This is a genomic window from Streptomyces sp. NPDC002328 (assembly GCF_042890065.1).
Taxonomy (GTDB): Bacteria; Actinomycetota; Actinomycetes; order Streptomycetales; family Streptomycetaceae; genus Streptomyces.
The window spans coordinates 211887-237722 of the sequence record NZ_JBIARQ010000004.1 but is presented as its reverse complement, the minus strand read 5'-3'; the positions used below and the strand labels follow the sequence as shown (position 1 = coordinate 237722).

Here is a 25836-nt window from a genome sequence, read left to right as displayed (position 1 = left end):
CGGTGGAGGGGACGGTGGGGTGAGGGGTCAGTGGGCTGCCAGTTCCAGGCGGGGTTCTGGCTGGGGGGTGGACCGGACTCGGGAGGTTCGGTACAGCCAGTGGATGTCGCGGCCGAAGGACCAGACGAGGGAGGCCAGGGCGACGAAGGCGACGCCGAAGTTGGCGGCGTACGGGAGCAAGTCCGCGCCCGCGACCAGGAGACAGACGCCCTGCATCGCGGCGACCGTCTTGCGGGCCATGCTCGGCGGGAGCGGGGCGTTCAGCCACGGGGCGACGCGGGCCGCCGCGACGAAGGCGTAGCGCATGCCGCCCATCAGCAGCACCCACGGGCCCAGTTCCATCGAGACGTACACGCTGAGCACCAGGATCAGGAACGCGTCGACCTCCATGTCGAAGCGCGCGCCCAGCGCGGTCGAGGTGCCGGTGCGGCGGGCGACCTTGCCGTCCACGCCGTCCAGGATCAGGGCCACCGCGGTCAGTCCGACCAGCAGGGAGACCGGCGGCGCGCTCACGAAGGAGTCCGCGACCAGCGCGGTGACCCCGCCGACCAGGGTCGCGCGGCCCAGGGTGACCCGGTTGGCCGGGCCGAAGGAGCGCAACTGGGAGCGGTGCAGCGCCCGGGAGAGCACCGCCCAGGTGGCGACGGCGAAGACGAGCCCGCTGACCCAGCCCGCCGGCCCCATGCCGATCGCCGTGCCGAGGAAGGCCAGCAACAGGACCTGCACGCCCGCTCCCACAGCGGTCTCCTGCTGGACCAGCCTCGTGTCGTAAGTGTTGTTCAGGGCCACCGCACATCCTCCGGCCAGGTGACAGAGTCGATCAAGGCCGCGTACTGTGCGCGACCTGTGCCACACCTCGGTACGTGCACCAGTTCCCGATCGTTCAGGAGGACGCCGATGAACCGCACCGCCCGTGCGTTCTGGATCGGTTCGCCCGGTCATGGGGAGATTCGTGACCTCACTCTGCCCGATCCGGCGCCCGGCGAGGTCGTCGTGCGCTCCCTCTACTCCGGGGTCAGCCGCGGCACGGAGACCCTCGTCTTCCGCGGCGGCGTGCCCGAGAGTCAGCACTCCGCGATGCGGGCCCCGTTCCAGGAGGGCGACTTCCCGGGGCCGGTGAAGTACGGCTACCTCAACGTCGGCGTGGTGGAGGAGGGCCCGGCCGAGCTGACCGGCCGGACGGTGTTCTCCCTGTACCCGCACCAGACCCGCTTCGTCGTCCCGGCGAGCGCCGTCACCGTCGTCCCGGACTCCGTGCCCGCCGAACGGGCCGTCCTCGCCGGCACCGTGGAGACCGCCGTCAACGCCCTGTGGGACGCCGCCCCGCTGGTCGGCGACCGGATCGCGGTGGTCGGCGGCGGCATGGTCGGTTGCTCGGTCGCCGCGCTGCTCGCCCGCTTCCCCGGCGTCCGCGTCCAACTGGTCGACGCCGACCCCGCGCGGGCGAAGGTCGCCGAGGCGCTGGGCGTCGGCTTCGCCTCGCCCGCGGACGCCCTCGACGGCTGCGACCTCGTCGTGCACGCCAGCGCCACCGAGCAGGGCCTCGCCCGCTCCCTGGAACTGCTGACCGCCGAGGGCACCGTCCTCGAACTGAGCTGGTACGGCGACCGGCAGGTCTCGCTCCCGCTCGGCGAGGCCTTCCACTCCCGCCGTCTCGTCATCCGCAGCAGCCAGGTCGGCACGGTCTCCCCGCGCCGCTCGAACCGGACGTACGCCGACCGGCTGGCGCTCGCGCTCGAACTGCTCGCCGATCCCGCGCTCGACGCACTCGTCACCGGGGAAAGCGCCTTCGAGGAGTTGCCGCAGGCGATGCCACGGCTCGCCACCGGGGAGATTCCCGCGCTGTGTCACCGGATCAGGTACGCCGACCACGCCCACGGCGAGGACAAGCGCGCCTGACCTGAGAAAAGAGTGAGACTCGGCTGAACACGGGGAACCGAAGAGCCGTACTACACGGCATCCCCCGGCGGCCGATGGCCGGGGGACAAGACGCGCCGCACCTGGAGGGTCGTCCGTTGTTCAGTGTCACCGTCCGCGATCACATCATGATCGCCCACAGCTTCCGTGGCGAGGTCTTCGGACCCGCGCAGCGCCTGCACGGAGCGACCTTCCTGGTGGACGCGACGTTCCGCCGCGAACAGCTGGACGACGACAACATCGTCGTCGACATCGGCCTGGCGACCCAGGAACTGGGCGCCGTGGTGAGCGAGCTGAACTACAGAAACCTCGACAACGAGCCCGAGTTCGCCGGCGTCAACACCTCCACCGAGTTCCTCGCCAAGGTGATCGCCGACCGGCTCGCCGAGCGGATCCACAAGGGCGCGCTCGGCGAGGGCGCCCGCGGCATCGCCGCCATCTCCGTCACGCTCCACGAGTCGCACATCGCCTGGGCGAGTTACGAGCGTGCCCTGTGACCGACGTGACCCTGGAGAAGGCCGTTCCCCAGGCCTCGCTCGCCTACGTCCCCGCGCAGACGGCAGCTCCGAAGATCGGCGGGATCATCCCCATGTCCCTGCGCTCCGTGCACTTCGTCATGCCGGGCGGCGTCGACGACGCGGCGAACCCCTCCGGCGGCAACGCCTACGACCGGCGGCTCTGCCTGGACCTCCCCGGCTTCGGCTGGCAGGTCCACAAGCATCTCGTCTCCGGTGAGTGGCCCCGCCCGAGCACCGCCGACCGCGGTGAACTCGCCCGCACGCTGAGCGAGTTGCCGGACGGGACCATCGTCCTCATGGACGGTCTTGTCGCCTGCGGCGTCCCCGAGATCGTCGTCCCCGAGGCGGAGCGGCTGCGGCTCGCCGTCCTCGTGCACCTGCCGCTCGGCGACGAGAGAGGCATCGCGCCCGAGGTCGCGGCCGAGCTCGACGCCAAGGAGCGCGAGGTGCTCCGCGCCGTCCCCGCGGTCATCGCCACCAGCGAGTGGGCGGTCCGCCGCCTCGTCTCCCACCACGGCCTGGCCCCCGAGAAGGTGCACGTCGCCGCCCCCGGCGCCGACATCGCGCCGCTCGCCTCCGGCACCGACGGCGTCTCCCGGCTGCTGTGCGTGGCCTCCGTGACCCCGCGCAAGGGCCAGCACCGGCTGATCGAGGCGCTCGCCGCGGTCACCGACCTGCCCTGGACCTGCTCCTGCGTGGGCGGTCTCGGCCAGGACCCCGAGTACGTCGACCACCTGCGCGGCCTGATCGCCAAGTACGGCCTCCAGGACCGGCTGGAGCTGGCGGGCCCGAAGGCCGGCGCCGAACTCGACGCCGCCTACGCCACCGCCGACCTGATGGTCCTCACCTCCTACGCCGAGACCTACGGCATGGCGGTGACGGAGGCCCTCGCGCGCGGCATCCCCGTCCTCGCGACGGACGTCGGCGGACTGCCCGAGGCGGTCGGCCGCGCCCCCGACGGCGGCGTCCCCGGCATCCTCGTCCCGCCGGAGGACCCGGCCGCCCTCGCGTCCGAACTGCGCGGCTGGTTCGGCGAGGCCGACGTGCGACGCCGGCTGAAGGCCGCCGCCCGCGGCCGCCGCGCGGCCCTGAACGGCTGGGCGTCCACCGCCCAGAGCCTGGCCGGCGTCCTCGGCCGGCTATCCAGCGAACCCCGGAGGGCGGCATGAGGAAGACGACGGTGACGCCGACGGACCTGGCGCCGCACGCGGGAGACATGCCGGCCACGCCGGCGATATCGGCCATACCGGCCCAGCCGGGGCCTCGGGAGGCGTCCTTGGACACCGACATCAGCACCAGCGGCACCAGCACCAGTGGCACCGACAGCGGCGACGCCGCGGTGACGAGCGCGGAGGATGTGATCGCGGGAGCGGTCACGGGCCAGAACCTCGACGAGTCCGCCGTCATCGCCGGCGCGGGCCCGGTGACCCGTCCCGGCGAGCGGCCCACCGTGCGGCTGCGCGACGACGCCGGATCGGAGGAGCCGCCCCGCTACGCCCCCGAATGGCTCCAGCTGCGCGAGCCCGCCGACGCGGCCGCCCGCGCGCTGGACCTGCTCGACCCGCTGCGGATCCGCCTCGCCAACCTGCCCGGCCGCCCCGGCGGGCTGGTCATCCACGACCTGGGCTGCGGAACCGGCTCGATGGGCCGCTGGCTCGCGCCCCGCCTCGACGGCCCCCAGCACTGGATCCTGCACGACCGCGACCCCTACCTGCTGCACTTCGCGGCCGTCGCCTCCCCGCGCGCCGCCGCCGACGGCAGCCGGGTCACCGTCGAGACGCGGCGCGGCGACGTAGCCCGCCTCACCCCGGACGCCCTGGTCGGGGCCTCGCTGGTGACCGCCTCCGCGCTGCTCGACGTCCTCACCCGCGAGGAGATCGGCACCCTCGCCGCCGCCTGCGCCGGGGCGGGCTGCCCGGCGCTGCTCACCCTGTCGGTCGCCGGACGCGTCGACTTCGGCGACCCGGACCCGATGGACGAGGAGATCGCCGCCGCCTTCAACGACCACCAGCGGCGCGGCGGCCTCCTCGGCCCGGACGCGGTGACCGTCGCCTGCGAGGCGTTCGCCGACCGCGGCGCGACGGTGAAGGTCCACCCCAGCGCCTGGCGGCTCGGCCCCGAGCAGGCCGCCCTCACCGCGCAGTGGCTGCGCGGCTGGGTCGGCGCGGCCGTCGAACAGCGTCCCGAACTCGCCGCCCGCGCCGACGAGTACCTCACCCGGCGGCTGGCCGCCTGCACGGCCGGGGAGCTGCGGGTCGCCGTCCACCACAGCGACCTGCTGGCCCTGGCCCGGCCGACGGGCGGCGCGTGATGAGTGCGGAGACGGTGGGCGCGCGCGTGCGCACGACGACGCCGACGATGAGGCGCGAGGGCACGACTCCGGTCGCACGGCGGTCCGGGCGGGCCACCGTGGTCACGGTCCGCGGCGGTTGCGCCGGACGCCGGGCGGGCACGGACGCCGCCGTCTCGGCGGCCCGCATCGGCGTGATCGTCGCCGAGCCCCGGGCGGAGCGCCGGCCGGCGCGTCCCTTCCTCGCCCGCCTCAAGTCCCCCGCTCTCCGCACCCATCTCGGCACCTTCGCCGGAGTCGCCATCCTCGCCGTCCTGCTGTGGCGGATGGGGACCGGCGTCTTCCTCGACGGACTGCGCCGGATCGACGCCCCGACGCTGCTGGCGGCGCTCGGCATCGGCGTCGTCACCACCGTGTTCAGCGCGTGGCGGTGGGCGCTGGTGGCGCGCGGCCTGCGGATCCGGCTGCCGCTCGGTCCGGCGGTCGCCGACTACTACCGCTCCCTCTTCCTGAACGCCGCCCTGCCCGGCGGCATCCTCGGCGACGTGCACCGCGCGGTGCGGCACGGGCAGAGCGCCGGAGACGTCGGACGCGGCGTGCGGGCCGTCGTCCTGGAGCGCACGGCCGGGCAGCTCGCGCTGGCCGTCGCCGGGGTGACGGTGCTGCTGGCGCTGCCGTCGCCGGTGCGGGCGGACGTGCGGCACTTCGCGCCGATGGTCGCCCTGGGCGGCGTCGGCGCGCTCGCCGTCGTCCTCGCCGTGCGGATGAACTCCGCTGGGCCGCGCCGGGGCGGACGGCTCCGGGCGGCGCTGGCCGAGGCGCGCGAGGGGCTGCTGTCCCGGCGCAACGGGCCCGGCGTCGCCCTGTCGTCGGCGGTCGTCCTCGCCGGGCACATCGCGACGTTCGTCCTGGCCGCCCGGGTCGCCGGCGCCGACGCCTCCGTCCTGACGCTGCTGCCGCTCGCGGTCCTCGCCCTGCTCGCGATGGGCCTGCCGCTGAACGTCGGCGGCTTCGGCCCCCGTGAGGGCGTCACCGCCTGGGCGTTCGGCGCGGCCGGCCTCGGCGCGGGCACCGGCCTCTCCGTCGCGGTCGTCTACGGAGTGCTCACCTTCGCGGCGGCGGTGCCGGGAGCGGCGGTCCTGCTGTTCCGCTGGTACACGTCGCTGCGCACCCGTGGGGAGACGCCCGCGGGCGCCGCGGCCGAGGCCCCCGGTGCGCAGGCCGCACCCGGAGGGACTGCCGCGCCGGATCAGGACCCCGCGGATTCCGTCGTCAGCAGTGAGAAATACGCGGCGAAGGAATCCGCAAGGCTCGCCAGGAGTTCCTTGCCCTTTTCCGCCGACCCCAGGGAAGGACGGCCGATGACGCCCGAATCGGTATAGGCGGACATTCCCAGGGTGAGCAGATGGCGACGGTCGTCCGCGGTGAAATCTGCGGACTCATAACCGGGCCGGACGAGTTCGGGATGGGCGTGCAGCAGGATCGAGGTCTCGATCTCCCCGGCGTGCATGTCGGTGAGCAGCGAGGTCGACACCCCGGACCGCTCCAGCGCCGCCTCCCAGTCCTCCGGGGCCGGGAAGAGCGCCATCCGCTCCCCACGGGCGGAAGCCTCCTGGACGACGTTGCCCAGGACGTAGTTCCCGCCGTGTCCGTTGATCACCACCAGGGCCTCGACGCCCGAGCGGCGCAGCGACGCCGCGATGTCCCGTACCACCGCGTGAAGGGTCACCGACGAGATGCTGACGGTTCCCGGCCAGGCCGCGTGCTCGTGCGAGCAGGCGATGGTCACCGGCGGGAGGAGCTGCACCGGGTACGCTGCGGCGACCTCCGCGGCAATGGCGCACGCGACGAGCGTGTCGGTGGCCAACGGCAGGTACGGGCCGTGTTGTTCGAAGCTTCCGACCGGAAGGACCGCCACCTTGACCGGGACGCCCGATTCCCGAGCGCGCACGTCTTCCGTGGTGTCCGCCGGCAACAGTCCGTACGCCGCCGACCGTATCTCCGAACCACTCATCTTTTCCCGGCCTTCCATCTCTGCTTAGGAACCAGATCATGACAGAAAAAATTGGCGTGCTCGGCAAGAAGACCCCGCAGCGCACCGGTGTGGAACGCGTCGTGAATGCGCCCCTGCCCACCGTGTACGGGAAATTCCAGGCGGTCGGCTACCTCGACCACGACCGCGGTGATGAGCAAGTGGCCCTCGTCTACGGCGAGATCGGCGCCGAGGACGTGCTGATCCGGCTGCACTCGGAGTGCCTGACCGGCGACGCGTTCGGCTCCCAGCACTGCGAGTGCGGCGACCAGCTCGACGCCGCGCTGCGCGCCGTCGTCGCCGAGGGCCGCGGCATCGTCGTCTACCTGCGCGGGCACGAGGGCCGCGGGATCGGTCTGCTCGCCAAGCTGCGGGCCATGGCGCTCCAGGCGGAGGGCCTGGACACCGTCGAGGCGAACCTCGCGCTGGGCCTGCCGGTGGACGCCCGCGACTACCGCGTGGCCGCCGAGATGCTCAAGGACCTCGGCGTGCGCTCGGTCCGCCTGATGTCGAACAACCCGCGCAAGCGCGAGGCGCTCGTCGAGAACGGCATCAAGGTCGCCGAAGAGGTGCCGCTGCTGATCCCGCCGTGCGAGAACAACATCACCTACCTGCGCACCAAGCGCGAGCGCCTGGACCACCACCTGCCCCACCTGGACGCGGTGGCCCACTGGTCCTGACCCCGCTCCCGGCTGTCTCCCGGCCCGCGCCGGCGACGACAGCGACGGCGCGTGACAGCCTCGGCCTCCGCACCCGGGCCGGGGCCGCCCGCCGAAAGGAGCCGCCCGCGTGAACACGTATGCCTCGGTCGTCGTCATCGGCGGCGGGGTGATGGGCACCAGCATCGCCTACCACCTGGCCGCCGCCGGCGTCCCGGACGTCCTGCTGGTCGAGCGGGACGAGCTCGGCGCGGGATCCACGTCTAGGGCCGCCGGCGGGGTGCGCGCCCAGTTCTCCGACGAGGTCAACATCCAGCTCGGGGCGCGCAGCCTCGCGCTGTTCGGACGGTTCCAGGAGGAGATCGGGACCGACATCGGCCTGCACCGCGTCGGCTACCTCTTCCTGCTGTCGACGCCCGAGGAGGTCGCCTCCTTCGAGGCGAGCGTGCGGCTCCAGAACGACCTGGACGTGCCCAGCCGGATGATCTCCCCGGACGAGGCCCGCCGCCTCTCCCCGCTGATCAGCACCGAAGGCCTGCTCGCCGCCGCCTTCTCGCCCGACGACGGCCACTGCACCCCCGAGGCCGTCGTCCACGGCTACGCCGGCGCCGCCCGCCGCTACGGCGCGCACATCCTGCGGCACACCGCGGTCACCGGCATCGAGACCCGCGGCGACGCCATCACCGCCGTGACGACCACCCTCGGCCGGATCACCACGAACACCGTGATCTGCGCGGCCGGGGCCTGGTCCCGCTCCGTGGGCGCCATGGTCGGCGTGGACCTGCCGGTGCAGCCGCTGCGCCGCCAGATCGCGGTCACGGAAGCGGTGCCCGGGGGACTGCCGCCGGGCCTGCCGATGACGATCGACTTCAACAGCACCCTGTACTTCCACGCCGAGGGCCCCGGCCTCCTCGTCGGCATGTCCGACCCGGACGAGAGACCCGGCTTCGCCACCGACCCGCACGACCGCTGGATCCCCCGCCTCGCCGCGGCCATGCAACGCCGCGCCCCCTCCCTCCTCGACCTGCGCCGCACCGGCGGCTGGGCGGGCCTGTACGAGGTCACCCCGGACCACAACGCCCTGATCGGCGAGGCGACTTCGGTCTCCCGGTTCCTCTACGCGACCGGCTTCTCCGGGCACGGCTTCCTCCAGGGGCCGGCCGTCGGCGAGGTCGTCCGCGACCTGTACCTCGGACGCGTACCCTTCGTGGACGTCACCCCCCTCGGCGCCGGCCGCTTCGAGGCCGACGCCCCGCGTCCGGAGGTCAACCGCGTATGACCGAACTCCACCTGTGGCTGCGCCACGAGGTCCGCTCCACCGAACGCCGCACCCCGATCGTCCCCGACGACGCCCGGCGACTGGTGGACAGCGGGGTGGAACTGACCGTGGAGGACTCCCCGCAGCGGATCTTCCCGGCGGGGGAGTACGAGGCGGCCGGCGCCCGGATCGCACCCGCGGGCTCCTGGACGTCCTCGCCCAGGGACGCCGTCGTCCTGGGCCTGAAGGAACTCCCCGACGTACCAACTGATCTGACGCATCGTCATATCTACTTCGGGCACGCCTACAAGCGGCAGCCGGGGGCCGCCGAGCTGCTCCGCCGGTTCGCCGCCGGGGGAGGGGCGCTCCTCGACCTGGAGTACCTGGTGGACGACCACGGGCGTAGGCTCGCCGCCTTCGGCTTCTGGGCGGGCTACCTCGGCGCGGCCCTCGCGGCCCTCCACCACCGGGGCCGGCTGACCGCGCCCCTGCGCCCGGCCGGCAAGGACGACCTGGACGAGACGCTGCGTCCCGCGCCCGGCGACGAGCCCTTCACCGCCCTCGTCGTCGGCGCTCTGGGCCGCAGCGGCCGGGGCGCGCGGGCCGCGTTCGCCACGGCGGGCGTCGACCCCGTCTGCTGGGACCTGGCGGAGACCCGCGAACTGGACCGCCGCGCCCTGCTGGACCACGAGGTCATGGTCAACGCCGTCCTCGCCACCACCCCCGTCCCGCCCTTCGTGCGCGAGGAGGACCTCGACGACCCGGCCCGCCGGCTGCGCACCCTCTCCGACGTCACCTGCGACGTGGGCTCGCCCCTCAACGTCCTGCCGGTGTACGACCGCACGACCGAGTGGACGGACCCGGTACGACGGCTGTGCAAGGAGCCCCCGCTCGACCTGATCGCCATCGACAACCTGCCGTCCCTGCTGCCCCGCGAGTCCAGCACCGGCTTCAGCGCGTCCCTGCTGCCGCTCCTGCTCGACTTCGGCGCGGGCGACCCCTGGGAGCGCTGCCTGAACCGCTTCCACCAGGCCTCTCGTGAACTCGGCGTCGAGGAAGGGGAGTCCGGTCGTGGCTGAACATCACCGCACCCCCGCGAGCGGAACGGTGCACTGGGTCGGAGCGGGCCTGTCCACGGGCAGCGGACTGGCCGCCCTGTGCGAGTACGCCGGGCAGGCGGGCCCTACCGGCCAGGATGGGCCTGCTGGGAGCGTCCGGCTCTGGCACCGTACCGAGGCGCGTGCCGCCGAGGCCCTCCGTCGCCTGGGTCTGACCGGACGGGCGGAGCCACGCGCGTACACGCTCGACGCGCTCATCGCCGAACTCGCCCCGGGCGACGTGGTGGTGTCGATGCTTCCGGCCACGGAGCACGCCCCGCTGCTGGCGGCGTGCGCCGAGCGGCGGGCGCACTTCGCCTGTTCGAGCTATGTCTCGGACGCGGTGCTGGAGCACGTGCCCGCCGCCGTCGACGCCGGGACCGTCGTGCTGACCGAGGCCGGACTCGACCCCGGCATCGACCACCTCTTCGCGCACGACCTCGTCGGACGTGCCCGCGCGGCGATCGGCGCGGGCACGCCGGCCGCCTACCGCTTCACCTCCTACTGCGGCGGCATCCCCGCCGTCCCGAACGACTTCCGCTACCGCTTCAGCTGGGCGCCCTTCGGCGTCCTCAACGCCCTGCGCTCGCCCGCCCGTTACATCGAGGACGGCGGCGAGACCACCGCCGGGCGGCCATGGGAGGCGACCCGGGAGCACACCGTGGGCGGGGAGACCTTCGAGGTCTACCCCAACCGCGACAGCGTCCCCTTCGTCGAGCAGTACGGGCTGCCCGAGGCCTGGCGACCGCTGACGTTCGTGCGCGGCACGCTCCGGCTGGGCGGCTGGCGGCGGGCGTGGCAGCCGGTGTTCGAGGAGCTGACGGCTGGCGACGACGCGAGGATCGCCGCGCTGGCAAGGGAGTTGGCGGCCGAGCACCCCACCACCGACGCCGACCGCGACCGGGTCGTCCTCGCCGTGTCACTGGCGGTGCGGGCCGACGACGGGGCCTCGTGGTCCGGCAGTCACCTGCTGGACCTGGTGGGCGACGAGGAGGAGAGTGCGATGGCCCGCTGCGTCTCCCGGCCCCTCGCCCTCGGCGTCCGGCACATCCTCGACGGCACACTGCCCGCGGGGTTGAGCCGTGCCGCCGAGACGGAGGGACGGTCACGGGACTGGCTGGGTGAACTGGCCCGGGAAGGAGTCCCGTTCACCCTGCGCGTCGACGATCCGCCGGCCGGCCCGTAGCCGCCAGTTCGGTCAGTCCTTGATCGCCTCGTGCACCAGGCGCTTGAGGTCGGGGTAGAGCTTCAGCGACTTCCTCGGCCTCAACTGCGTCAGGAACTGCACGGTGACGTCCCGGCTCGGATCGACCCAGAACGTGGTCGTGGCCACCCCGCTCCAGCCGAACGTGCCCAGCCCTGACGGGGCTTGGGTGCGGCTCGGGTCGATCACGACCGAGACGCCGAGGCCGAAGCCCACGCCGTCGTTGCCGGGCTCGTCGTGGGCGGGACGGCTGCCGACGGTGCGCAGGTCCGCGCCGCCGGGGAGATGGTTGCGGGTCATCAGGTCCACCGTCTCCGGACGGAGCAGTCGCACGCCGTCCAGTTCGCCGCGGCGGCGGAGCAGCTCCATGAAGCGGTGGATGTCGTAGGGGGTCGCCACCATGCCGCCGCTGCCCGACAGGAACCGGGGCCGTCCGAACAGCGGCAGACCGGCGATCGGCTCTATGGCGCCGCTCTCGGTGTCCCCGTACAACTCGGCCAGCCGCCCGGCCTGTTCGTCGCTGACCTGGAAGCCGGCGTCGGGCATGCCGAGCGGCTGGAAGATCCGCTCGGCGAGGAACTCGTCCAGGGGGCGGCCGGAGACGACCTCGACGATCCGGCCCAGCACGTTGGTGGCCACCGAGTAGTTCCACTGGGTGCCCGGCTCGTACTGGAGGGGCAGCCGCGCGTACGCCTCGACGGTCCCGGCCAGGTCCGAGCCCGGCAGCACCGCCGACTCCAGGCCGGCCTCGCGGTAGAGGGCGTCGACCGGGTGGCAGTGGTAGAAGGCGAAGGTCAGCCCCGCGGTGTGGGTCAGCAGATGCCGCACCAGGATCGGCTGCCCGACCGGCCGGGTGGCCATGTCGGCACCGGAGCCGGAGACGTACACGCGCTGGTCGGCGAAGGCCGGGAGATGGTCGGCGATCGGGTCGTCGAGGGAGAGCCGCCCCTCCTCCACCAGCATCAGCGCGGCGACCGAGGTGACCGGCTTGGTCATCGAGTAGATCCGGTAGAGGGTGTCGGCCTCGACGGGGAGCCCGGCGGCGACGTCACGGTGGCCGTGCGCGGTGAGATGGGCGATACGGCCGCCGCGGGCGACGGCCACGAGGAAGCCGGGCAGGCGTCCCTCGTCGACGTAGTGGGCGACATGCTGGTCGAGACGGTCCAGCGCCTTCGCGTCCAGCCCGACCTCGCTCGGGTCGACCTCTTGTCGCAGTTGTGCCATCGCTCTCCTCCGGTGCGCTCGTTCGAGGTGCGGTCCGACATACCCCACCGGATCGCCCTCAGACCTCATGGTCGCGTAGGGACGACGCGAAAGAACCCCTTTCCACGCCGTGACCTGTGTGCTTTGCGTCGCTCGGGCCGGGGCGGGGCCCGGTGTGCGGCCCGGTGCCCGGCTTGGAGCGGCCCGGCAGGAGGCGGCACGCCGGGATCGCCACCGCGGTCGCCACCGCCAGTACGGCGAGGGGCGAGCGGGGCCCGGCCAGTTCCATCAGCACGGCTGCCGCGGCCACCCCGAGCGCCGGTCCGACGTTCATCGCCGTCTGCTGGAGCCCGCCCGCCACCCCGGCGGACTCGGCGGGAGCCTGCCGTACGACGACATGGGTCGCCGCGACCATCACCGCGCCGAAACCGGCCCCCAGCAGGGCGAACCCGAAGCCGAAGGCCGGTGCTCCGGAGGCCCGCGCGAGGACGAGCGGACCGGCGGCGAGGGCGGCCGTCGCCCCCGCGACGGTCACCCGGGCCCCGGCCCGGCGCAGCAGGACGGCGGACGTGGGCGCGGCGGCCACCAGCAGCACGGCCAGCGGGAGGCTGAGCAGGGCGGTGCGCAGCGGCGTGAGCCCCAGGCCGTCCTGGAGGAGGTGGACGCAGGCGAACAGCGCGCCGTTGAGCGCGGCAGAGGCGGTGACCAGCAGGGCGAGCGCCGCGCCCACCGGCGGTGAGCCGATCACGTCCGGCGGCAGCAGCGGGGCCGGGGTGCGGCGCTCGTGGCGGACGAAGGCGACGCCGGCGGCGACGGCGGTCACGGCGGTCACGGCGGTCACGGCCACCGACCCGGTCATGGCGAGGCCGACGAGGGTGTGCACCAGACACGCCAGCGCCACCGCGAGCAGCAGCGCGCCCGGGACGTCCAGCGACCTCGCGTCCGTTGCCCCGGCCCGCCCGCGCTCCCCGTCCCGCCCGCGCTCCCCGTCCCGCCCGCGCTCCCCGTCCCACCCGCGCTCCCCGTCCCGCCCGCGCTCCCCGGCCCGACCGGGGAAGGCCAGCGCGAGCACGCCGAAGGCCAGCGCGGGCACGATGTTGACGAGGAACACCGCCCGCCATCCGTACTCGGTGGCCAGCGCCCCGCCCACCACCGGTCCGACGGCGGCCGCCAGCCCGATCGCCGCCGTGCGCACGGCGATCGGCCGCCGCAGCGCCTCCGGCGGGTAGGCGATCCGCAGCATGCCGAGCGTCGCCGGCTGCAACAGCGCCCCGAACACGCCCTGGACGACCCGCAGTCCGATCACCCAGCCGACGTCGGGCGCCAGCGCGATGCCCGCCGAGGCCGCGCCGAAGCCGAGCATGCCGACGGCGAAGGTGCGGCGGTGACCGTACCGGTCGCCGAGCCGCCCGGCGAAGATCAACAGGCCGGCCACCGCCACGAGATACCCGGTGGTGGTCCACTGGACCTCCGCGACCGAGGCGTGCAGATCGCGCCGCAGGGTGGGCTGGGCGACGGTGAGCACCGTGCCGTCCAACGCGACGACCGCCGCGCCGGCCACACTGCTCGCGAGGGCGAGGGGACGCTTCACCGGCCCGCCTCCGGTCCCAGGTGGGCGTCGAGAGCGGTCCGCAGGAGCGGGGTGAAGTCGTCCGCTCCGGTGGCCAGTTGGAGACTGCCCCAGCGCCAGAGCTGGGCGAGGCCGTGCAGGTTCGCCCACAACGCGCCCGCGACCGCACGGGCGTCGGCGTCGGGGCGGACGCGTCCGACGAGCTCGACCAGCACGCGGAACAGGGGAAGGCTGGTGTCCCTCAGCCGCAAGTGACCGCTCTGCAACAGATCGTGACGGAACATCAACTCGTACATGCCGGGCCGTTCCAGAGCGAACTCCAGGTAGGAGCGGCTCAGTTGGGTCAGCTGTGCGCGCGGCGCCGAGACGCCGTCGCCCAGTGTCGTCGTCACCCGGCCGGCCAGCTCGGTGAAGCCGCGGCGGGCGATCGCCGACAACAGCTCCAGATGGGTGGGGAAGTGGCGGCGCGGCGCCCCGTGCGAGACGCCCGCCCGGCGGGCGATCTCCCGCAGCGTCAGCGCGCCGACGCCCTCCTCGGCCAGCAGGTCCACACCGACGTCGACGAGCCGGACCCGTAGATCGGGCTCGCTCTTGTCCGGCGGCTGCGGCTGCCGCTGCCGCTGCGGCGGCGTCTGCGGCGGCTTCGGCGGTTCGCTGGAGGACGACTCATGCATAGACACTGTCTACCAGCCGTGAGTAGACAGTGTCTACGGGTGATCTGCCTACGCTGCACGGCAGATCACCGCCACGTGAGGAGATGTCGCAATGCCCTTCGACGGACGCAGTCACATCCGGATCGCCCGCCCGTCCCGCGATCTCGCCGCGGCCGAGCGGTTCTGGGCCGACGGGCTGGGGCTGAACGTCCTGTGGCGGGCCGAGGGCGGTCACCCCGGGGAGCACGATCTGCTGATGCTCGGCCGACCCGAGGCCGGCTGGCACCTGGAGCTGGTCCACGACCCCGGCAGCCCCGTCGAACCCCGGCCCACCGAGGAGGACTTGCTCGTCGTCTACCTCGACGGCCCCGTGCCCGGCGAACTGGTGGACCGGCTGGAGGGGCACGGGGGCAAGCGGGTCGAGTCGCCCAACCCGTACTGGAACGAGTGGGGCGTGACGGTGGAGGACCCGGACGGGTACCGGCTGGTGCTGTGCCGGCGGGGCTGGTCCAACGAGTGAGTCCGCCCGGGTCTCCCGGAGCGGCGGCGGGTCCGGAGCCTGCCGGTGTGGCGGCAGGTCTGGAGCCGGCCGGATCGGCTCCGAGGTCTGGAGCCGGCCGGATCGGTGCCGTGTCCGGAGCCTGCTGGAGTGGCGCCGAGGTCCGGAGCCTGCCCGGATCGGCGCCGAGGCGCGGAGCCCGCCGGTTCGACACCGAGGTCCGGGACCCGCCGATTCGGCGTCGAGGCCCGGACTCCGCCGGATCAGCGGCGGAGTCCGGAGCCCGGCGGATCAGTCCCGGCCGATGTAGGCGGCCAGGTGTTCGCCGGTGAGGGTGGAGCGGGCGGCGACCAGGTCGGCGGGGGTGCCCTCGAAGACGATCCGGCCGCCGTCGTGGCCCGCGCCGGGGCCCAGATCGATGATCCAGTCGGCGTGCGCCATCACCGCCTGGTGGTGCTCGATCACGATGACGGACTTGCCGGACTCGACGAGCCGGTCCAGCAGGCCGAGCAACTGCTCGACGTCGGCGAGGTGGAGACCGGTCGTCGGCTCGTCGAGCACGTAGACGCCGCCCTTGTCGGCCATGTGGGTGGCCAGCTTGAGCCGCTGCCGCTCGCCGCCCGAGAGCGTGGTGAGCGGCTGGCCGAGGGTGAGATAGCCGAGGCCCACGTCGGCGAGCCGGGTCAGGACGGCGTGCGCGGCCGGGGTGCGCGCCTCGCCGGCGCCGAAGAACTCCTCGGCCTCCGTCACCGACATCGCCAGAACCTCGCTGATGTCCCGGCCGCCGAGGTGGTACTCCAGCACCGACGCCTGGAACCGCTTCCCCTCGCACTCCTCGCAGGTGGTGCTGACGCCGGCCATCATCGCCAGGTCGGTGTAGAGGACGCCGGCGCCGTTGCACGTGGGGCACGCGCCCTCGGAGTTGGCGCTGAACAGCGCCGGCTTCACGCCGTTGGCCTTGGCGAAGGCCTTGCGGATCGGCTCGAGCAGACCGGTGTACGTCGCCGGGTTGCTGCGCCGCGAGCCGCGGATCGGCGTCTGGTCGACGGAGATCACGCCCTCGCCGGCCGGGACGGAGCCGTGGATCAGCGAGCTCTTGCCGGAGCCGGCCACGCCGGTGACCACGCACAGGACGCCGAGCGGGACGTCGACGTCCACGCTCTTCAGGTTGTGCGCGGTCGCGCCGCGGATCTCCAGCGTGCCGGTGGACGCGCGCACCGACTTCTTCAGGGCCGCCCGGTCGTCGAGATGGCGTCCGGTGACGGTGTCGCTCGCGCGCAGCCCGTCCAGGTCGCCCTCGAAGCAGACGGTGCCGCCCGCCGTGCCCGCGCCAGGCCCGAGGTCGACGACATGGTCGGCGATCGCGATGGTCTCCGGCTTGTGCTCCACGACGAGCACCGTGTTCCCCTTGTCCCGCAGCCGCAGCAGCAGGCCGTTCATGCGCTGGATGTCATGGGGGTGCAGACCGACGGTCGGCTCGTCGAAGACGTAGGTCACGTCGGTCAGCGAGGAGCCGAGGTGGCGGATCATCTTCACGCGCTGCGCCTCGCCGCCCGACAGGGTGCCCGACGGCCGGTCCAGCGAGAGATAGCCGAGACCGATCTCCGTGAACGAGTCGAGGGTCCGCTGCAACGCGCTGAGCAGCGGGGCCACCGAGGGCTCACGCAGTCCGCGGACCCATTCGGCCAGGTCCCGGATCTCCATCGCGCAGGCCTCGGCGATGCTGATCTCGCCGATCTTCGACGAGCGGGCGCCCTCGCTGAGCCGGGTGCCGTCGCACTCGGGACAGGTGGTGAAGGTGACCGCCCGTTCCACGAACGCCCGGATGTGCGGCTGCATCGCCTCCTTGTCCTTGGACAGGAACGACTTCTGGATCTTGGGGATCAGTCCCTCGTACGTCAGGTTGACGCCGTTGACCTTCACCTTGGTCGGCTCACGGTGCAGGAAGTCCCGCATCTCCTGCTCGGTGAACTCACGGATCGGCTTGTTCGGGTCGAGGAAGCCCGACTCGGCGTAGACGCCCACCGTCCACACGTTGTCCGACTTCCAGCCCGGGATGGTGAACGCGCCCTCCGCGATCGACTTGGAGTCGTCGTAGAGCTGGGTGAGGTCGATGTCGGAGACCGTGCCCCGGCCCTCGCAGTGGGTGCACATGCCGCCGGTGCGGGAGTAGGTCGCCTTGACCGCCTTCTTGCCGCCGACGGCGATCGCCCCGCTGCCGCGCACCGAGGCGGTGTTGAAGGAGTACGCGCTCGGCGGGCCGATGTGCGGCTTGCCGAGCCGGCTGAAGAGGATCCGCAGCATCGCGTTGGCGTCGGTGGCGGTGCCGACGGTGGAGCGGGGGTCGGCGCCCATCCGCTGCTGGTCGACGATGATCGCGGTGGTGAGTCCGTCCAGGACGTCGACCTCGGGCCGGTCCTGCGTCGGCATGAACCCCTGCACGAAGGTGCTGTAGGTCTCGTTGATCAGGCGTTGCGACTCGGCGGCGATCGTGTCGAACACCAGCGAGCTCTTGCCCGAGCCGGAGACGCCGGTGAACACCGTCAGCCGGCGTTTCGGGATCTCGATGCTGACGTCCTTGAGATTGTTCTCGCGCGCGCCGTGCACCCGGATCAGCTCATGGCTGTCGGCGACGTGAACGCCTGTGCTGTCGTCCGGGCCGGTGCTCGTGGCCGTGCTCATCGTGTCTCTCCCTCTGTCACGCGGGGCCGTCTTCGCTGTCTGGTCCGAGGGGAGGCCCGCGTGAGTGCTGGTGTCCATGGACGTCACGCTAGGGGCGGCCGGGAGGCGGCGCTTCTCGTTTTCTGACCGGTCGCGTGACCTGCTTCGCCACGCAGGAGGGCATCCCGGCGGTCGCACGCTCCGGGTCCTGCCGGTAGACGCTGGGCGGCACGCCCACCAGCTCCGTGAAACGGGTGCTGAAGGTGCCCAGCGAGGAGCAGCCGACGGCGATGCAGACGTCGGTGACGCTGAGGTCGCCGCGCCGCAGCAGGGCCATCGCGCGCTCGATGCGCCGCGTCATGAGGTACGAGTACGGCGACTCGCCGTAGGCGCGCCGGAACTCACGGCTGAGGTGCCCGGCCGACATGTGCACGCCGCGCGCGAGCGCCTCCACGTCCAGCGGCTGCGCGTACTCCCGGTCGATCCGGTCGCGGACGCGGCGCAGCCGCGCCAGGTCGCTGAGGCGCTGCGCCGCGTCAGGTCTGCTCGTCACCTGGGCGATCGTGCCACGCCACCGGCCGAGTCGCCCAGTGTCGTCCGCCCACTCCACGGGCGATGTTCGGCCAACATCGCGCAGGCGTGCCCCAGCCCCGGGCCGTGGGCGGCATCCGGGGCTGGGGGAGTGGGGGAGCGAGGGAGCGGCGGCGTGGGGATCAGGCCGTCACCGTCTCCGGCCGGGGGGTCTCCTCGGGAGTGCGCACGCCCAGTCGTTCCGTCGGGACCTTCGCCGTCTCGCGGGCCGTCAGCGCCGCGATCACCGGGGGGACGCACAGCGCGGCCGTGAAGAGCGCCACCGCCGACCAGTCGTCGCCGTCCGGGCCCGCGATCTGCGCGGCGAAGGTGACCGCGAAGCCCGCCACCGCGAAGCCGATCTGGGTGCCGATCGCCATGCCCGACAGCCGGACCCGGGTGGAGAACATCTCGCCGTAGAAGGACGGCCACACGCCGTTCGCGGCGCTGTAGACGACGCCGAAGGTGATGACGCCCAGCACCAGGGCCAGCGGGTAGCTGCCCGTGGAGATCGCCCACAGGTAGGCGAACATCGCCGCCGCGCTGCCGGCCGCGCCGATCAGGAACACCGGGCGGCGGCCGATGCGGTCGGACAGCGAGGCCCACAGCGGGATCGCGCCGAGCGCGACCAGGTTGGCCAGCGCGCCCACCCACAGCATGGACGAGCGGCTCATCCCGACCGCGTCGCTGGTGGCGTAGGCCAGCGCCCACACCGTGAAGATCGTGGAGACCGAGGCGACGAGCGCCCCCGCGATCACCCGCAGCACGTCGGCCCAGTGCTCGCGCAGCAGGATCGCCAGCGGCAGCTTCGCGACGCCCTCGGTCTCGGCCTGCTGGGCGAAGGCCGGCGTCTCGTCCAGCTTGCGGCGGATGACGAAGCCGACGACGGCGACCGCGAAGCTCAGCCAGAACGGCACCCGCCAGCCCCAGGACAGCAACTGGTCCTCGGGCAGCGCGGCGATCGGGATGAAGACGAGCGTGGCCAGGAGCTGACCGCCCTGGGTGCCGCTGAGCGTGAAGCTCGTGAAGAAGCCCCGTTTCGCCGCCGGGGCGTGTTCCAGCGTCATGGAGTTGGCGCTGGCCTGCTCGCCGGCCGCCGAGATGCCCTGGAGCACCCGGCACAGCACCAGCAGGACCGGGGCGAGCGTGCCGACCTGGGCACGCGTGGGCAGGCAGCCGATCAGGAACGTCGACACGCCCATGAGGATGAGCGTGAACACCATGATCTTCTTGCGGCCCACGCGGTCGCCGTAGTGGCCGAGGAACAGCGCGCCGATCGGGCGGGCCGCGTACGCGACGCCGAACGTGGCCAGCGACAGCAGGGTCGCCGTGGCCGGGTCGGACTCGTCGAAGAAGACCTTCGGGAAGATCAGCGCCGCCGCGCTGCCGTAGATGAAGAAGTCGTAGTACTCCAGGGCGCTGCCGATCCAGGCCGCCGCGGCGGCCTTCTTGGGCTGACCGGTGTGGGCGGGCGGAGGGGCGTCGTCGTGGGGTGCTGCGGGGACGGACACGGCGTGCTCCTTCGAGGGGACTCCAACGTAGGCGGAGTGAGGGAAGGGGAGAAGGGGCCGGATCCCTGGGGTGACGGGGCGGCTCTGCCGGGCGCTACCCGGCTAATTAACGCACTGGATAGTTAGTAGCGGTTGGGTAGGGATGTTGCGCCCGCGTTTCGCTGCTGTCAAGGGGTCCCGCGCGCCGTTTCCGCGCGGTGTGCGGCGCCGCCCGCCGTGCCCGGCGTCGGTCCGCCGTCCGGACTGGTGTCAGGCCGCCGTCCGCCGCGGTGTCAGTGCGCCGTCCGCTCCGCCGTCAGGTAGGCGATCACCATGTCGCCCAGCATGGCGCGGTAGTGCTCGCGCTGCGCCGGGTCGACCAGGTCCCGTCCGAACAGGGCCCCGAAGGTGTGCCGGTTGGCCACCCGGAAGAAGCAGAACGAGCTGATCATCGCGTGCAGGTCGACCGCGTCGACGTCGGCCGTGAACAGCCCGGACTCCTGCCCCGAGGCCAGGATGCGGCGGATGACGTCGAGCGCCGGCGAGCCGATCTTGCCGAGCTTCTCGGAGGCGGCGATGTGCACGGCCTCGTGGATGTTCTCGATGCTGACCAGGCGGATGAAGTCCGGGTGCCGCTCATGGTGGTCGAAGGTCACCTCGGCCAGCCGGCGGATCGCCGCGACCGGGTCCAGATGCTCGACGTCGAGCTGCTGCTCGGCCTCGCGGATCACGCCGTAGGCCCGCTCCAGCACGGCGGTGAACAGCTGCTCCTTGCCGCCGAAGTAGTAGTAGATCATCCGCTTCGTGGTGCTGGTGCGGGCGGCGATGTCGTCGACGCGGGCCCCGGCGTACCCGACCCGGGCGAACTCCTGGGTGGCCACGTCGAGGATCTCGGCCTGGGTGCGGGCGGCGTCGCGGATCCGCCCGTTCGGTCGTGCCGGTTCGTCGACGCTGGTCATCGGGATCCTTCGGGCGTAGGGCGCTGGTCACTCGCGTGCCGCGATTCTAGAAGCCTGAACCGTCCCCGTGGGCAGAGAGGTCTTCCGCGCGCACCCTCACCGGTGTTATGACTAACTCACTGGTTCGTACATTGCTCGGCCGTTCAGGAGGTCCGCGTGACCAAGGACTCGTATCTCGTCGGACTGATCGGTTCCGGCATCGGCCCCTCTCTCAGCCCGGCGCTGCACGAGCGGGAGGCGGACCGCCAGGGGCTGCGCTACGTGTACCGGCTCATCGACATCGACGCGCTGGGCGTCGGCCCCGAGGCGGTCGGCGATCTGGTGCGCGCCGCCCGCGACCTGGGCTTCGACGGGCTGAACATCACGCACCCCTGCAAGCAGCTCGTCATCCCCCACCTGGACGCGCTCGCCCCGCAGGCGGAGGCGCTGGGCGCGGTCAACACCGTCGTCTTCGAGGACGGCCGGGCGGTCGGCCACAACACCGACGTCACCGGCTTCGCCGCCTCCTTCGCGCGCGGGCTGCCCGACGTGCCGCTGGAGCGGGTCGTGCAACTGGGCGCGGGCGGCGCGGGCGCGGCCGTCGCGCACGCCACGCTCACCCTGGGCGCCGGCCGGGTGACCGTCGTGGACGCGCTGCCCGAGCGGGCCGCCGCCCTCGCCGACTCCCTGAACCGGCACTTCGGGGCCGGCCGGGCGGCCGCCGCGGCCCCGGACCGCCTCGGCGAACTGCTCGCCGGGGCCGACGGCGTCGTGCACGCCACCCCCACCGGGATGGCCGCCCACCCCGGCCTGCCCTTCCCGGCCGCGCTGCTGCGCCCGGCGCTGTGGGTGGCGGAGGTCGTCTACCGGCCGCTGGAGACCGAGCTGCTGCGCACCGCGCGCGCGGCCGGCTGCGCCGTGCTGGACGGCGGCGGCATGGCCGTGTTCCAGGCCGTCGACGCGTTCCGCCTGTTCACCGGCCGGGAACCCGACAGCGCGCGCATGCTCGCCGACATCGCCGCACTGGCCGGCGCCGTCCCGACCTCCAAGTAGCCCCCCGGAAGAGAGGCACCCAGGTGCGTACGTCCATCGCCACCGTCTCCCTGAGCGGCTCCCTCACCGAGAAGCTCACGGCAGCCGCGCGGGCCGGTTTCGACGGCGTCGAGATCTTCGAGAACGACCTGCTCGCCAGCCCCCTCGCCCCCGAGGAGATCCGCGCCCGCTGCGCCGACCTCGGCCTCACGATCGACCTCTACCAGCCGATGCGTGACGTCGAGGCCGTGCCCGAGGACGAGTTCGCCCGCAACCTGCGCCGCGCCCGCGCCAAGTTCGCGCTGATGAACCGGCTCGGCGCCGACACCGTCCTGGTCTGCTCCAGCGTCTCCCCGCTCGCCCGGGACGACGACGCCCTCGCCGCCGGACAGCTGAGCCGGCTGGCCGACCTCGCCCGGGACCACGGCGTCCGCGTCGCCTACGAGGCACTCGCCTGGGGACGGCACGTCAGCACGTACGACCACGCCTGGCGCATCGTCGAACAGGCCGGCCACCCCGCGCTCGGCACCTGCCTGGACAGCTTCCACATCCTCTCCCGGTCGTCCGACCCGAAGGACCTCGAAGGCATCGCGGACATCCCCGGCGAGAAGATCTTCTTCCTCCAGCTGGCCGACGCCCCGCTCCTCGGCATGGACGTCCTCCAGTGGAGCCGCCACCACCGCTGCTTCCCCGGCCAGGGCGGCTTCGACGTCGCCGGACTGCTGCGGCACGTGCTGCGCGCCGGCTACGAAGGGCCGCTCTCCCTGGAGGTCTTCAACGACGTCTTCCGGCAGGCCGACGCCGGGCCCACCGCACTGGACGCCCGCCGCTCCCTCCTCGTCCTCCAGGAACAGGTCGGCCTCGGCGACCTCCCCGCCCCCGTCGTCCCCACCGGGATCGCCTTCGCCGAGCTGGTCGCCCCGGACGCCGAACCCGTCTCCGGGCTCCTCGGCGCCCTCGGCTTCACCCGCACCGCCCGCCACCGCGGCAAGCCGGTCGAGCTGTGGGAGCGGGGCGAGGCCCGCGTCCTGGTCAACACCGGCCCGGCCGCCCGGCGCGACGGCGCCTGCCTGGCCGCCGTCGGACTGGAGTCGCCGGACCCGGCCGGTGCCGCCCGCCGCGCCGAGGCCCTGCTGTCGCCCGTCCTGCCGCGCCGCCGCGCCCCCGAGGACGCCCCGCTGGACGCCGTCGCCGCCCCGGACGGCACGGAACTCTTCCTCTGCGCCACCGGCCGCCCCGAACTCCCCGACTGGCGCGCCGACTTCGAGGATCTCCCGCACACACCTCCCGCACCGGACCCCCTTCGCATCGACCACCTCTCCCTCACCCAGCCCTGGCACCACTTCGACGAGGCCGTCCTCTTCCACCGCGCGGTCCTCGGCCTGGACGCCCAGGAGAGCGTGGACGTCGCCGACCCCTACGGCCTGCTGCGCAGCCGTGCCGTCAGCACCGCCGACGGCGGCGTCCGTTTCCCGCTCACCGTCGGCGCGGCCCCCGGCGACGACACCGCGCACGCCCGGCACATCGCGCTGGCCACCGACGACGTGGTCGCCGCGGCCCGCCGCTTCACCGAGGCCGGCGGCCGGCTGCTGCCGATCCCGGCGAACTACCACGACGACCTCGCGGCCCGGTACGAGTTCGCCGACGGCGAGCTGGACGTCTACCGCGAGCTGGGCATCCTCTACGACCGGGACGCCCACGGCGTGTTCCGGCACTGCTACACGCACACCGTCGGCCGGGTCTTCTTCGAACTGGTCCAGCGCGACGGCGGCTACCAGGGCTACGGCGCGGCGAACGCGCCGGTGCGGCTCGCCGCCCAGCGCACCGCCCGGTACGGCGCCGCCCGCTGAATCACTGGCGGCTGACGCTGCGGGTCACGCCCGCGACGACGGTCGTGGCCAGGATCCACCCGGTGAGGACGAGGACGTACGACAGCGTCCGGTAGCCGCCCGCCGGGGCGAACGCCGACTCCTGCCCGAAGGAGATCACGGGCAGCAGCAGGTCGAGCGTGTAGAAGACCGGGTCGAAGTCGGGCGCCTCGGACGGCTTCAGAGGGCGCGGGTGCCGCTGAGCGAAGGCGACCGAGCCGACGGCGAGCAGCGACAGCAGCCAGACCGCGGCGCGCAGCGGGCGGAAGCCGTAGCCGACGGTGGCGTCCTGGAGGTGGCCCCACAGCCGCCCGTACCAGGGGAGCGTGCCGCGGTGCCGGCGCTGCTTGGCGAGCTGGACGAGCCGGGCGGCCCGGTCGTCGCCGACGCGCCGGTACGCGGCGGTCAGCTGCTCGTAGGCGTGCGGGTCGAACGCGTCGTCGTCGCGTTCCAGCATCGGCAGCCGCCGCTCGGCGGGCTCGTGCGGGGTGAGGAAGGTGTAGGTGAGGTCGAGCAGGCGCACCTGGTCGGGCAGCATCTCCGGCGACAGATGGAGCTGGTTGATCTCGGCGCGCCGCAGGTTGAGGCGGCCCTCGACGGGGTCGCCGTCGCGCAGCCACAGCTCGCCGATGACACAGCTGCTGGCCCGCAGGGCGGTGTCGCCGGGGTTGGACAGAGTCGTCCGCATCAGGTCCAGCCGGCCGGGTATGCGCGCGCCGCGCAGATCGATCCGGCCATGGGCGCGCAGCCGTCGGCCCAGCAGGTTGGCGCCCAGGTCCAGGGACTCGGCGTCCAGGACGTGGGCGCCGGGGTTGCTCAGCTCGGCGTCCTGGAGGTCGAGGGAGCCGGCGACGGTGGCGCCGTCGAGCCGGATCAGCCCCCGGGCGCGCAGCCCGCGGGCGCAGAGGTCGTCGTCGACGGTGATCTGGTTGAGCTGGAGCACCGGCCGGTCGGGGTCCTCGCTGGTGATCCGCGCCTCGTCCAGGAACAGCGCTCCGGAGATCTGGGCGCCGCCGAGGTACACCGGCCCGTCGATGCGGCAGCGCGTCAGCCGCAGGCTGCCGTCGATCCGGGTCCGCGCCGCCCCGAGCCCGGGCAGGACGGAGTCGCGCAGACTGAGGTAGCCGAGCTGGGCGCCGGCCAGGCGGGGCGCCTCCTCGAAGCGGCAGTACCCGAGACGGGCCACGCTGTCGACGACCGCGTACCGCAGGTCGAGCACGCCGGTGACGCGCGCGCCCAGCACCTTGAGAGCGGCCACCTCGCCCGCCTCCCGGGGGCCGTTGAGCAGCAGGGCCCGCAACACGACCGCGCGGACGGTGCGTTCGGGACCGTCCTCCTCACCCAGGGCGCGCAGGTCCACGGTGGCGCCCGTGGGAAAGGCCCGCCAGACGCGCCGTTCGGCCGGTGTCAGATCGTCGATCTCCATCAGCCGCGACTCTGGCGGGCCCTCCGGGAGGTGTCAACCACGCGCCCCCGCGGCCGGATTCACTCCTTGGCCGACTCGACGGCGTGGCCGCCGAACTGGTTGCGCAGCGCGGCGATCATCTTCATCTGCGGGGAGTCGTCCTGGCGGGAGGCGAACCGCGCGAACAGCGACGCCGTGATCGCCGGGAGCGGCACCGCGTTGTCGATCGCGGCCTCCACCGTCCAGCGGCCCTCGCCGGAGTCCTCCGCGTAGCCGCGCAGCTTGTCCAGGTGCTCGTCCTCGTCGAGGGCGTTGACCGCCAGGTCCAGCAGCCAGGAACGGATGACCGTGCCCTCCTGCCAGGAGCGGAACACCTCGCGCACGTCGGTGACCGAGTCGACCTTCTCCAGCAGCTCCCAGCCCTCGGCGTAGGCCTGCATCATGGCGTACTCGATGCCGTTGTGGACCATCTTCGAGAAGTGCCCGGCGCCGACCTTGCCCGCGTGGACGTAGCCGTAGGGGCCCTCCGGCTTGAGCGCGTCGAAGATGGGCTTCAGGCGCTCGACGTGCTCCTTGTCGCCGCCCACCATCAGGGCGTAGCCGTTCTCCAGGCCCCAGACGCCGCCGGAGACGCCGGCGTCGACGAAGCCGATGCCCTTGGCGCCGAGCTCGGCGGCGTGCTTCTCGTCGTCCGTCCAGCGGGAGTTGCCGCCGTCGACGACGGTGTCGCCGGCCTCCAGGAGGTCCCCGAGCTCGTCGATGACCGACTGGGTGGCGGGGCCGGCCGGGACCATCACCCAGACGGTGCGCGGCGCGTCGAGCCGGGCGACCAGCTCGGGCAGCCCCGCCACGTCGGAGAGTTCGGGGTTGCGGTCGTAGCCGATGACGGTGTGTCCGGCGTTGCGGATGCGGCTGCGCATGTTGCCGCCCATCTTGCCGAGACCGATCAGGCCCAACTGCGTCGATGCCATG

At 73.2% G+C, this 25836-nt stretch carries 22 protein-coding genes and 1 pseudogene; 12 read left to right on the top strand and 11 right to left on the bottom strand.

Annotation, left to right across the window (positions count from 1 at the left end; translation table 11 throughout):
• Positions 1–27: 27 nt before the first annotated feature.
• On the bottom strand, positions 28–789 hold the full coding sequence (locus ACFYX4_RS13505) for a CDP-alcohol phosphatidyltransferase family protein (protein WP_389330844.1): 762 nt from the start codon (positions 787–789) through the stop codon (positions 28–30).
• A 108-nt stretch (positions 790–897) separates the two neighbouring features.
• On the opposite strand from ACFYX4_RS13505, the gene ACFYX4_RS13500 reads away from it, so the two are divergent.
• From ACFYX4_RS13500 to ACFYX4_RS13480, 5 genes and pseudogenes are all read left to right on the top strand, one after another.
• Entirely contained in the window at positions 898–1899 is a 1002-nt protein-coding gene (locus ACFYX4_RS13500) for a zinc-binding alcohol dehydrogenase (RefSeq protein WP_389330841.1), read from the top strand.
• Positions 1900–2015: 116 nt separating this feature from the next.
• Entirely contained in the window at positions 2016–2414 is a 399-nt protein-coding gene (locus ACFYX4_RS13495) for a 6-pyruvoyl tetrahydropterin synthase family protein (RefSeq protein ID WP_389330838.1), read from the top strand.
• The gene (locus ACFYX4_RS13490; protein WP_389330835.1) at positions 2411–3604 is read left to right on the top strand and encodes a glycosyltransferase family 4 protein; all 1194 of its coding nucleotides are present in this window, start codon (positions 2411–2413) and stop codon (positions 3602–3604) included. The genes ACFYX4_RS13495 and ACFYX4_RS13490 overlap by 4 nt, the downstream gene beginning before the upstream one ends.
• Positions 3601–4746: a trans-aconitate methyltransferase gene (locus tag ACFYX4_RS13485; protein WP_389330832.1), complete on the top strand. Its 1146-nt coding sequence runs from the start codon at positions 3601–3603 to the stop codon at positions 4744–4746. Before ACFYX4_RS13490 ends, ACFYX4_RS13485 begins: the two co-directional genes overlap by 4 nt.
• Positions 4746–5783: pseudogene (locus tag ACFYX4_RS13480) on the top strand (lysylphosphatidylglycerol synthase transmembrane domain-containing protein); the annotation flags it as partial. The gene ACFYX4_RS13485 and the pseudogene ACFYX4_RS13480, both read left to right, overlap by 1 nt.
• A gap of 191 nt (positions 5784–5974) precedes the next feature.
• On the opposite strand, the gene ACFYX4_RS13475 reads toward ACFYX4_RS13480, so the two are convergent.
• Positions 5975–6739, bottom strand: coding sequence for a creatininase family protein (locus tag ACFYX4_RS13475; protein WP_389330829.1), 765 nt, complete (start codon positions 6737–6739; stop codon positions 5975–5977).
• A gap of 38 nt (positions 6740–6777) precedes the next feature.
• Between ACFYX4_RS13475 and ribA the strand changes: the two genes are divergently transcribed.
• From ribA to ACFYX4_RS13455, 4 genes are all read left to right on the top strand, one after another.
• Positions 6778–7437, top strand: a complete 660-nt coding sequence (gene ribA, locus ACFYX4_RS13470; RefSeq protein ID WP_389330826.1) for a GTP cyclohydrolase II — start codon at positions 6778–6780, stop codon at positions 7435–7437.
• Positions 7438–7546: 109 nt separating this feature from the next.
• Positions 7547–8695, top strand: coding sequence for an NAD(P)/FAD-dependent oxidoreductase (locus tag ACFYX4_RS13465; RefSeq protein ID WP_389330823.1), 1149 nt, complete (start codon positions 7547–7549; stop codon positions 8693–8695).
• Positions 8692–9753 carry a saccharopine dehydrogenase gene (locus ACFYX4_RS13460; RefSeq protein WP_389330820.1) on the top strand — a complete coding sequence of 354 codons (1062 nt, stop codon included), beginning with the start codon at positions 8692–8694 and terminating at the stop codon, positions 9751–9753. Before ACFYX4_RS13465 ends, ACFYX4_RS13460 begins: the two co-directional genes overlap by 4 nt.
• Complete coding sequence (locus ACFYX4_RS13455; protein ID WP_389330817.1) at positions 9746–10957, top strand: saccharopine dehydrogenase family protein; 1212 nt, start codon at positions 9746–9748, stop codon at positions 10955–10957. Before ACFYX4_RS13460 ends, ACFYX4_RS13455 begins: the two co-directional genes overlap by 8 nt.
• Positions 10958–10969: 12 nt before the next feature.
• Here ACFYX4_RS13455 and ACFYX4_RS13450 read toward each other — a convergent pair whose 3' ends face one another.
• From ACFYX4_RS13450 to ACFYX4_RS13440, 3 genes are read right to left on the bottom strand one after another with little or no spacing between them, the layout of a single operon-like run.
• The gene (locus ACFYX4_RS13450; protein WP_389330814.1) at positions 10970–12199 is read right to left on the bottom strand and encodes a serine hydrolase domain-containing protein; all 1230 of its coding nucleotides are present in this window, start codon (positions 12197–12199) and stop codon (positions 10970–10972) included.
• A 58-nt stretch (positions 12200–12257) separates the two neighbouring features.
• Positions 12258–13769: an MFS transporter gene (locus ACFYX4_RS13445; RefSeq protein WP_389330812.1), complete on the bottom strand. Its 1512-nt coding sequence runs from the start codon at positions 13767–13769 to the stop codon at positions 12258–12260.
• Positions 13766–14422, bottom strand: a complete 657-nt coding sequence (locus tag ACFYX4_RS13440) for a TetR/AcrR family transcriptional regulator (RefSeq protein WP_389330809.1) — start codon at positions 14420–14422, stop codon at positions 13766–13768. The genes ACFYX4_RS13445 and ACFYX4_RS13440 overlap by 4 nt, the downstream gene beginning before the upstream one ends.
• Before the next feature lie 91 nt (positions 14423–14513).
• Between ACFYX4_RS13440 and ACFYX4_RS13435 the strand changes: the two genes are divergently transcribed.
• Entirely contained in the window at positions 14514–14921 is a 408-nt protein-coding gene (locus ACFYX4_RS13435; protein WP_389330806.1) for a VOC family protein, read from the top strand.
• 270 nt (positions 14922–15191) lie between these two features.
• Here the strand turns inward: ACFYX4_RS13435 and ACFYX4_RS13430 are convergent, their stop codons facing one another.
• From ACFYX4_RS13430 to ACFYX4_RS13415, 4 genes are all read right to left on the bottom strand, one after another.
• A complete protein-coding gene (locus tag ACFYX4_RS13430) occupies positions 15192–17582 on the bottom strand; it encodes an ATP-binding cassette domain-containing protein (protein WP_389330803.1) in 2391 nt (796 codons plus the stop codon).
• An 88-nt stretch (positions 17583–17670) separates the two neighbouring features.
• Complete coding sequence (locus tag ACFYX4_RS13425) at positions 17671–18114, bottom strand: helix-turn-helix transcriptional regulator (protein ID WP_389330800.1); 444 nt, start codon at positions 18112–18114, stop codon at positions 17671–17673.
• A gap of 160 nt (positions 18115–18274) precedes the next feature.
• Positions 18275–19642 carry an MFS transporter gene (locus ACFYX4_RS13420; RefSeq protein WP_389330797.1) on the bottom strand — a complete coding sequence of 456 codons (1368 nt, stop codon included), beginning with the start codon at positions 19640–19642 and terminating at the stop codon, positions 18275–18277.
• Positions 19643–19914: 272 nt separating this feature from the next.
• The gene (locus tag ACFYX4_RS13415) at positions 19915–20580 is read right to left on the bottom strand and encodes a TetR family transcriptional regulator (RefSeq protein WP_389330794.1); all 666 of its coding nucleotides are present in this window, start codon (positions 20578–20580) and stop codon (positions 19915–19917) included.
• Positions 20581–20736: 156 nt separating this feature from the next.
• Here ACFYX4_RS13415 and ACFYX4_RS13410 point away from each other — a divergent pair, with 156 nt between their 5' ends.
• Entirely contained in the window at positions 20737–21612 is an 876-nt protein-coding gene (locus ACFYX4_RS13410) for a shikimate dehydrogenase (RefSeq protein ID WP_389330791.1), read from the top strand.
• A 23-nt stretch (positions 21613–21635) separates the two neighbouring features.
• A complete protein-coding gene (locus ACFYX4_RS13405; RefSeq protein ID WP_389330788.1) occupies positions 21636–23441 on the top strand; it encodes a bifunctional sugar phosphate isomerase/epimerase/4-hydroxyphenylpyruvate dioxygenase family protein in 1806 nt (601 codons plus the stop codon).
• A gap of 1 nt (position 23442) precedes the next feature.
• Here the strand turns inward: ACFYX4_RS13405 and ACFYX4_RS13400 are convergent, their stop codons facing one another.
• Positions 23443–24885: a membrane-associated oxidoreductase gene (locus ACFYX4_RS13400; protein WP_389330786.1), complete on the bottom strand. Its 1443-nt coding sequence runs from the start codon at positions 24883–24885 to the stop codon at positions 23443–23445.
• Between the two features lie 59 nt (positions 24886–24944).
• Positions 24945–25835 carry a phosphogluconate dehydrogenase (NAD(+)-dependent, decarboxylating) gene (gene gnd / locus ACFYX4_RS13395; protein WP_389330783.1) on the bottom strand — a complete coding sequence of 297 codons (891 nt, stop codon included), beginning with the start codon at positions 25833–25835 and terminating at the stop codon, positions 24945–24947.
• Position 25836 lies beyond the last annotated feature (1 nt).

Bases quoted from the DNA above. Each gene is read 5' to 3' on its own strand.
- gnd (WP_389330783.1), bottom strand. From the start codon at position 25,835: ATGGCATCGACGCAGTTGGGCCTGATCGGTCTCGGCAAGATGGGCGGC.
- ribA (WP_389330826.1), top strand. From the start codon at position 6,778: ATGACAGAAAAAATTGGCGTGCTCGGCAAGAAGACCCCGCAGCGCACC.
- ACFYX4_RS13435 (WP_389330806.1), top strand. From the start codon at position 14,514: ATGCCCTTCGACGGACGCAGTCACATCCGGATCGCCCGCCCGTCCCGC.
- ACFYX4_RS13415 (WP_389330794.1), bottom strand. From the start codon at position 20,580: ATGACCAGCGTCGACGAACCGGCACGACCGAACGGGCGGATCCGCGAC.
- ACFYX4_RS13430 (WP_389330803.1), bottom strand. From the start codon at position 17,582: ATGAGCACGGCCACGAGCACCGGCCCGGACGACAGCACAGGCGTTCAC.
- ACFYX4_RS13450 (WP_389330814.1), bottom strand. From the start codon at position 12,199: ATGGCACAACTGCGACAAGAGGTCGACCCGAGCGAGGTCGGGCTGGAC.
- ACFYX4_RS13475 (WP_389330829.1), bottom strand. From the start codon at position 6,739: ATGAGTGGTTCGGAGATACGGTCGGCGGCGTACGGACTGTTGCCGGCG.
- ACFYX4_RS13485 (WP_389330832.1), top strand. From the start codon at position 3,601: ATGAGGAAGACGACGGTGACGCCGACGGACCTGGCGCCGCACGCGGGA.
- ACFYX4_RS13400 (WP_389330786.1), bottom strand. From the start codon at position 24,885: ATGGAGATCGACGATCTGACACCGGCCGAACGGCGCGTCTGGCGGGCC.
- ACFYX4_RS13500 (WP_389330841.1), top strand. From the start codon at position 898: ATGAACCGCACCGCCCGTGCGTTCTGGATCGGTTCGCCCGGTCATGGG.
- ACFYX4_RS13460 (WP_389330820.1), top strand. From the start codon at position 8,692: ATGACCGAACTCCACCTGTGGCTGCGCCACGAGGTCCGCTCCACCGAA.
- ACFYX4_RS13440 (WP_389330809.1), bottom strand. From the start codon at position 14,422: ATGCATGAGTCGTCCTCCAGCGAACCGCCGAAGCCGCCGCAGACGCCG.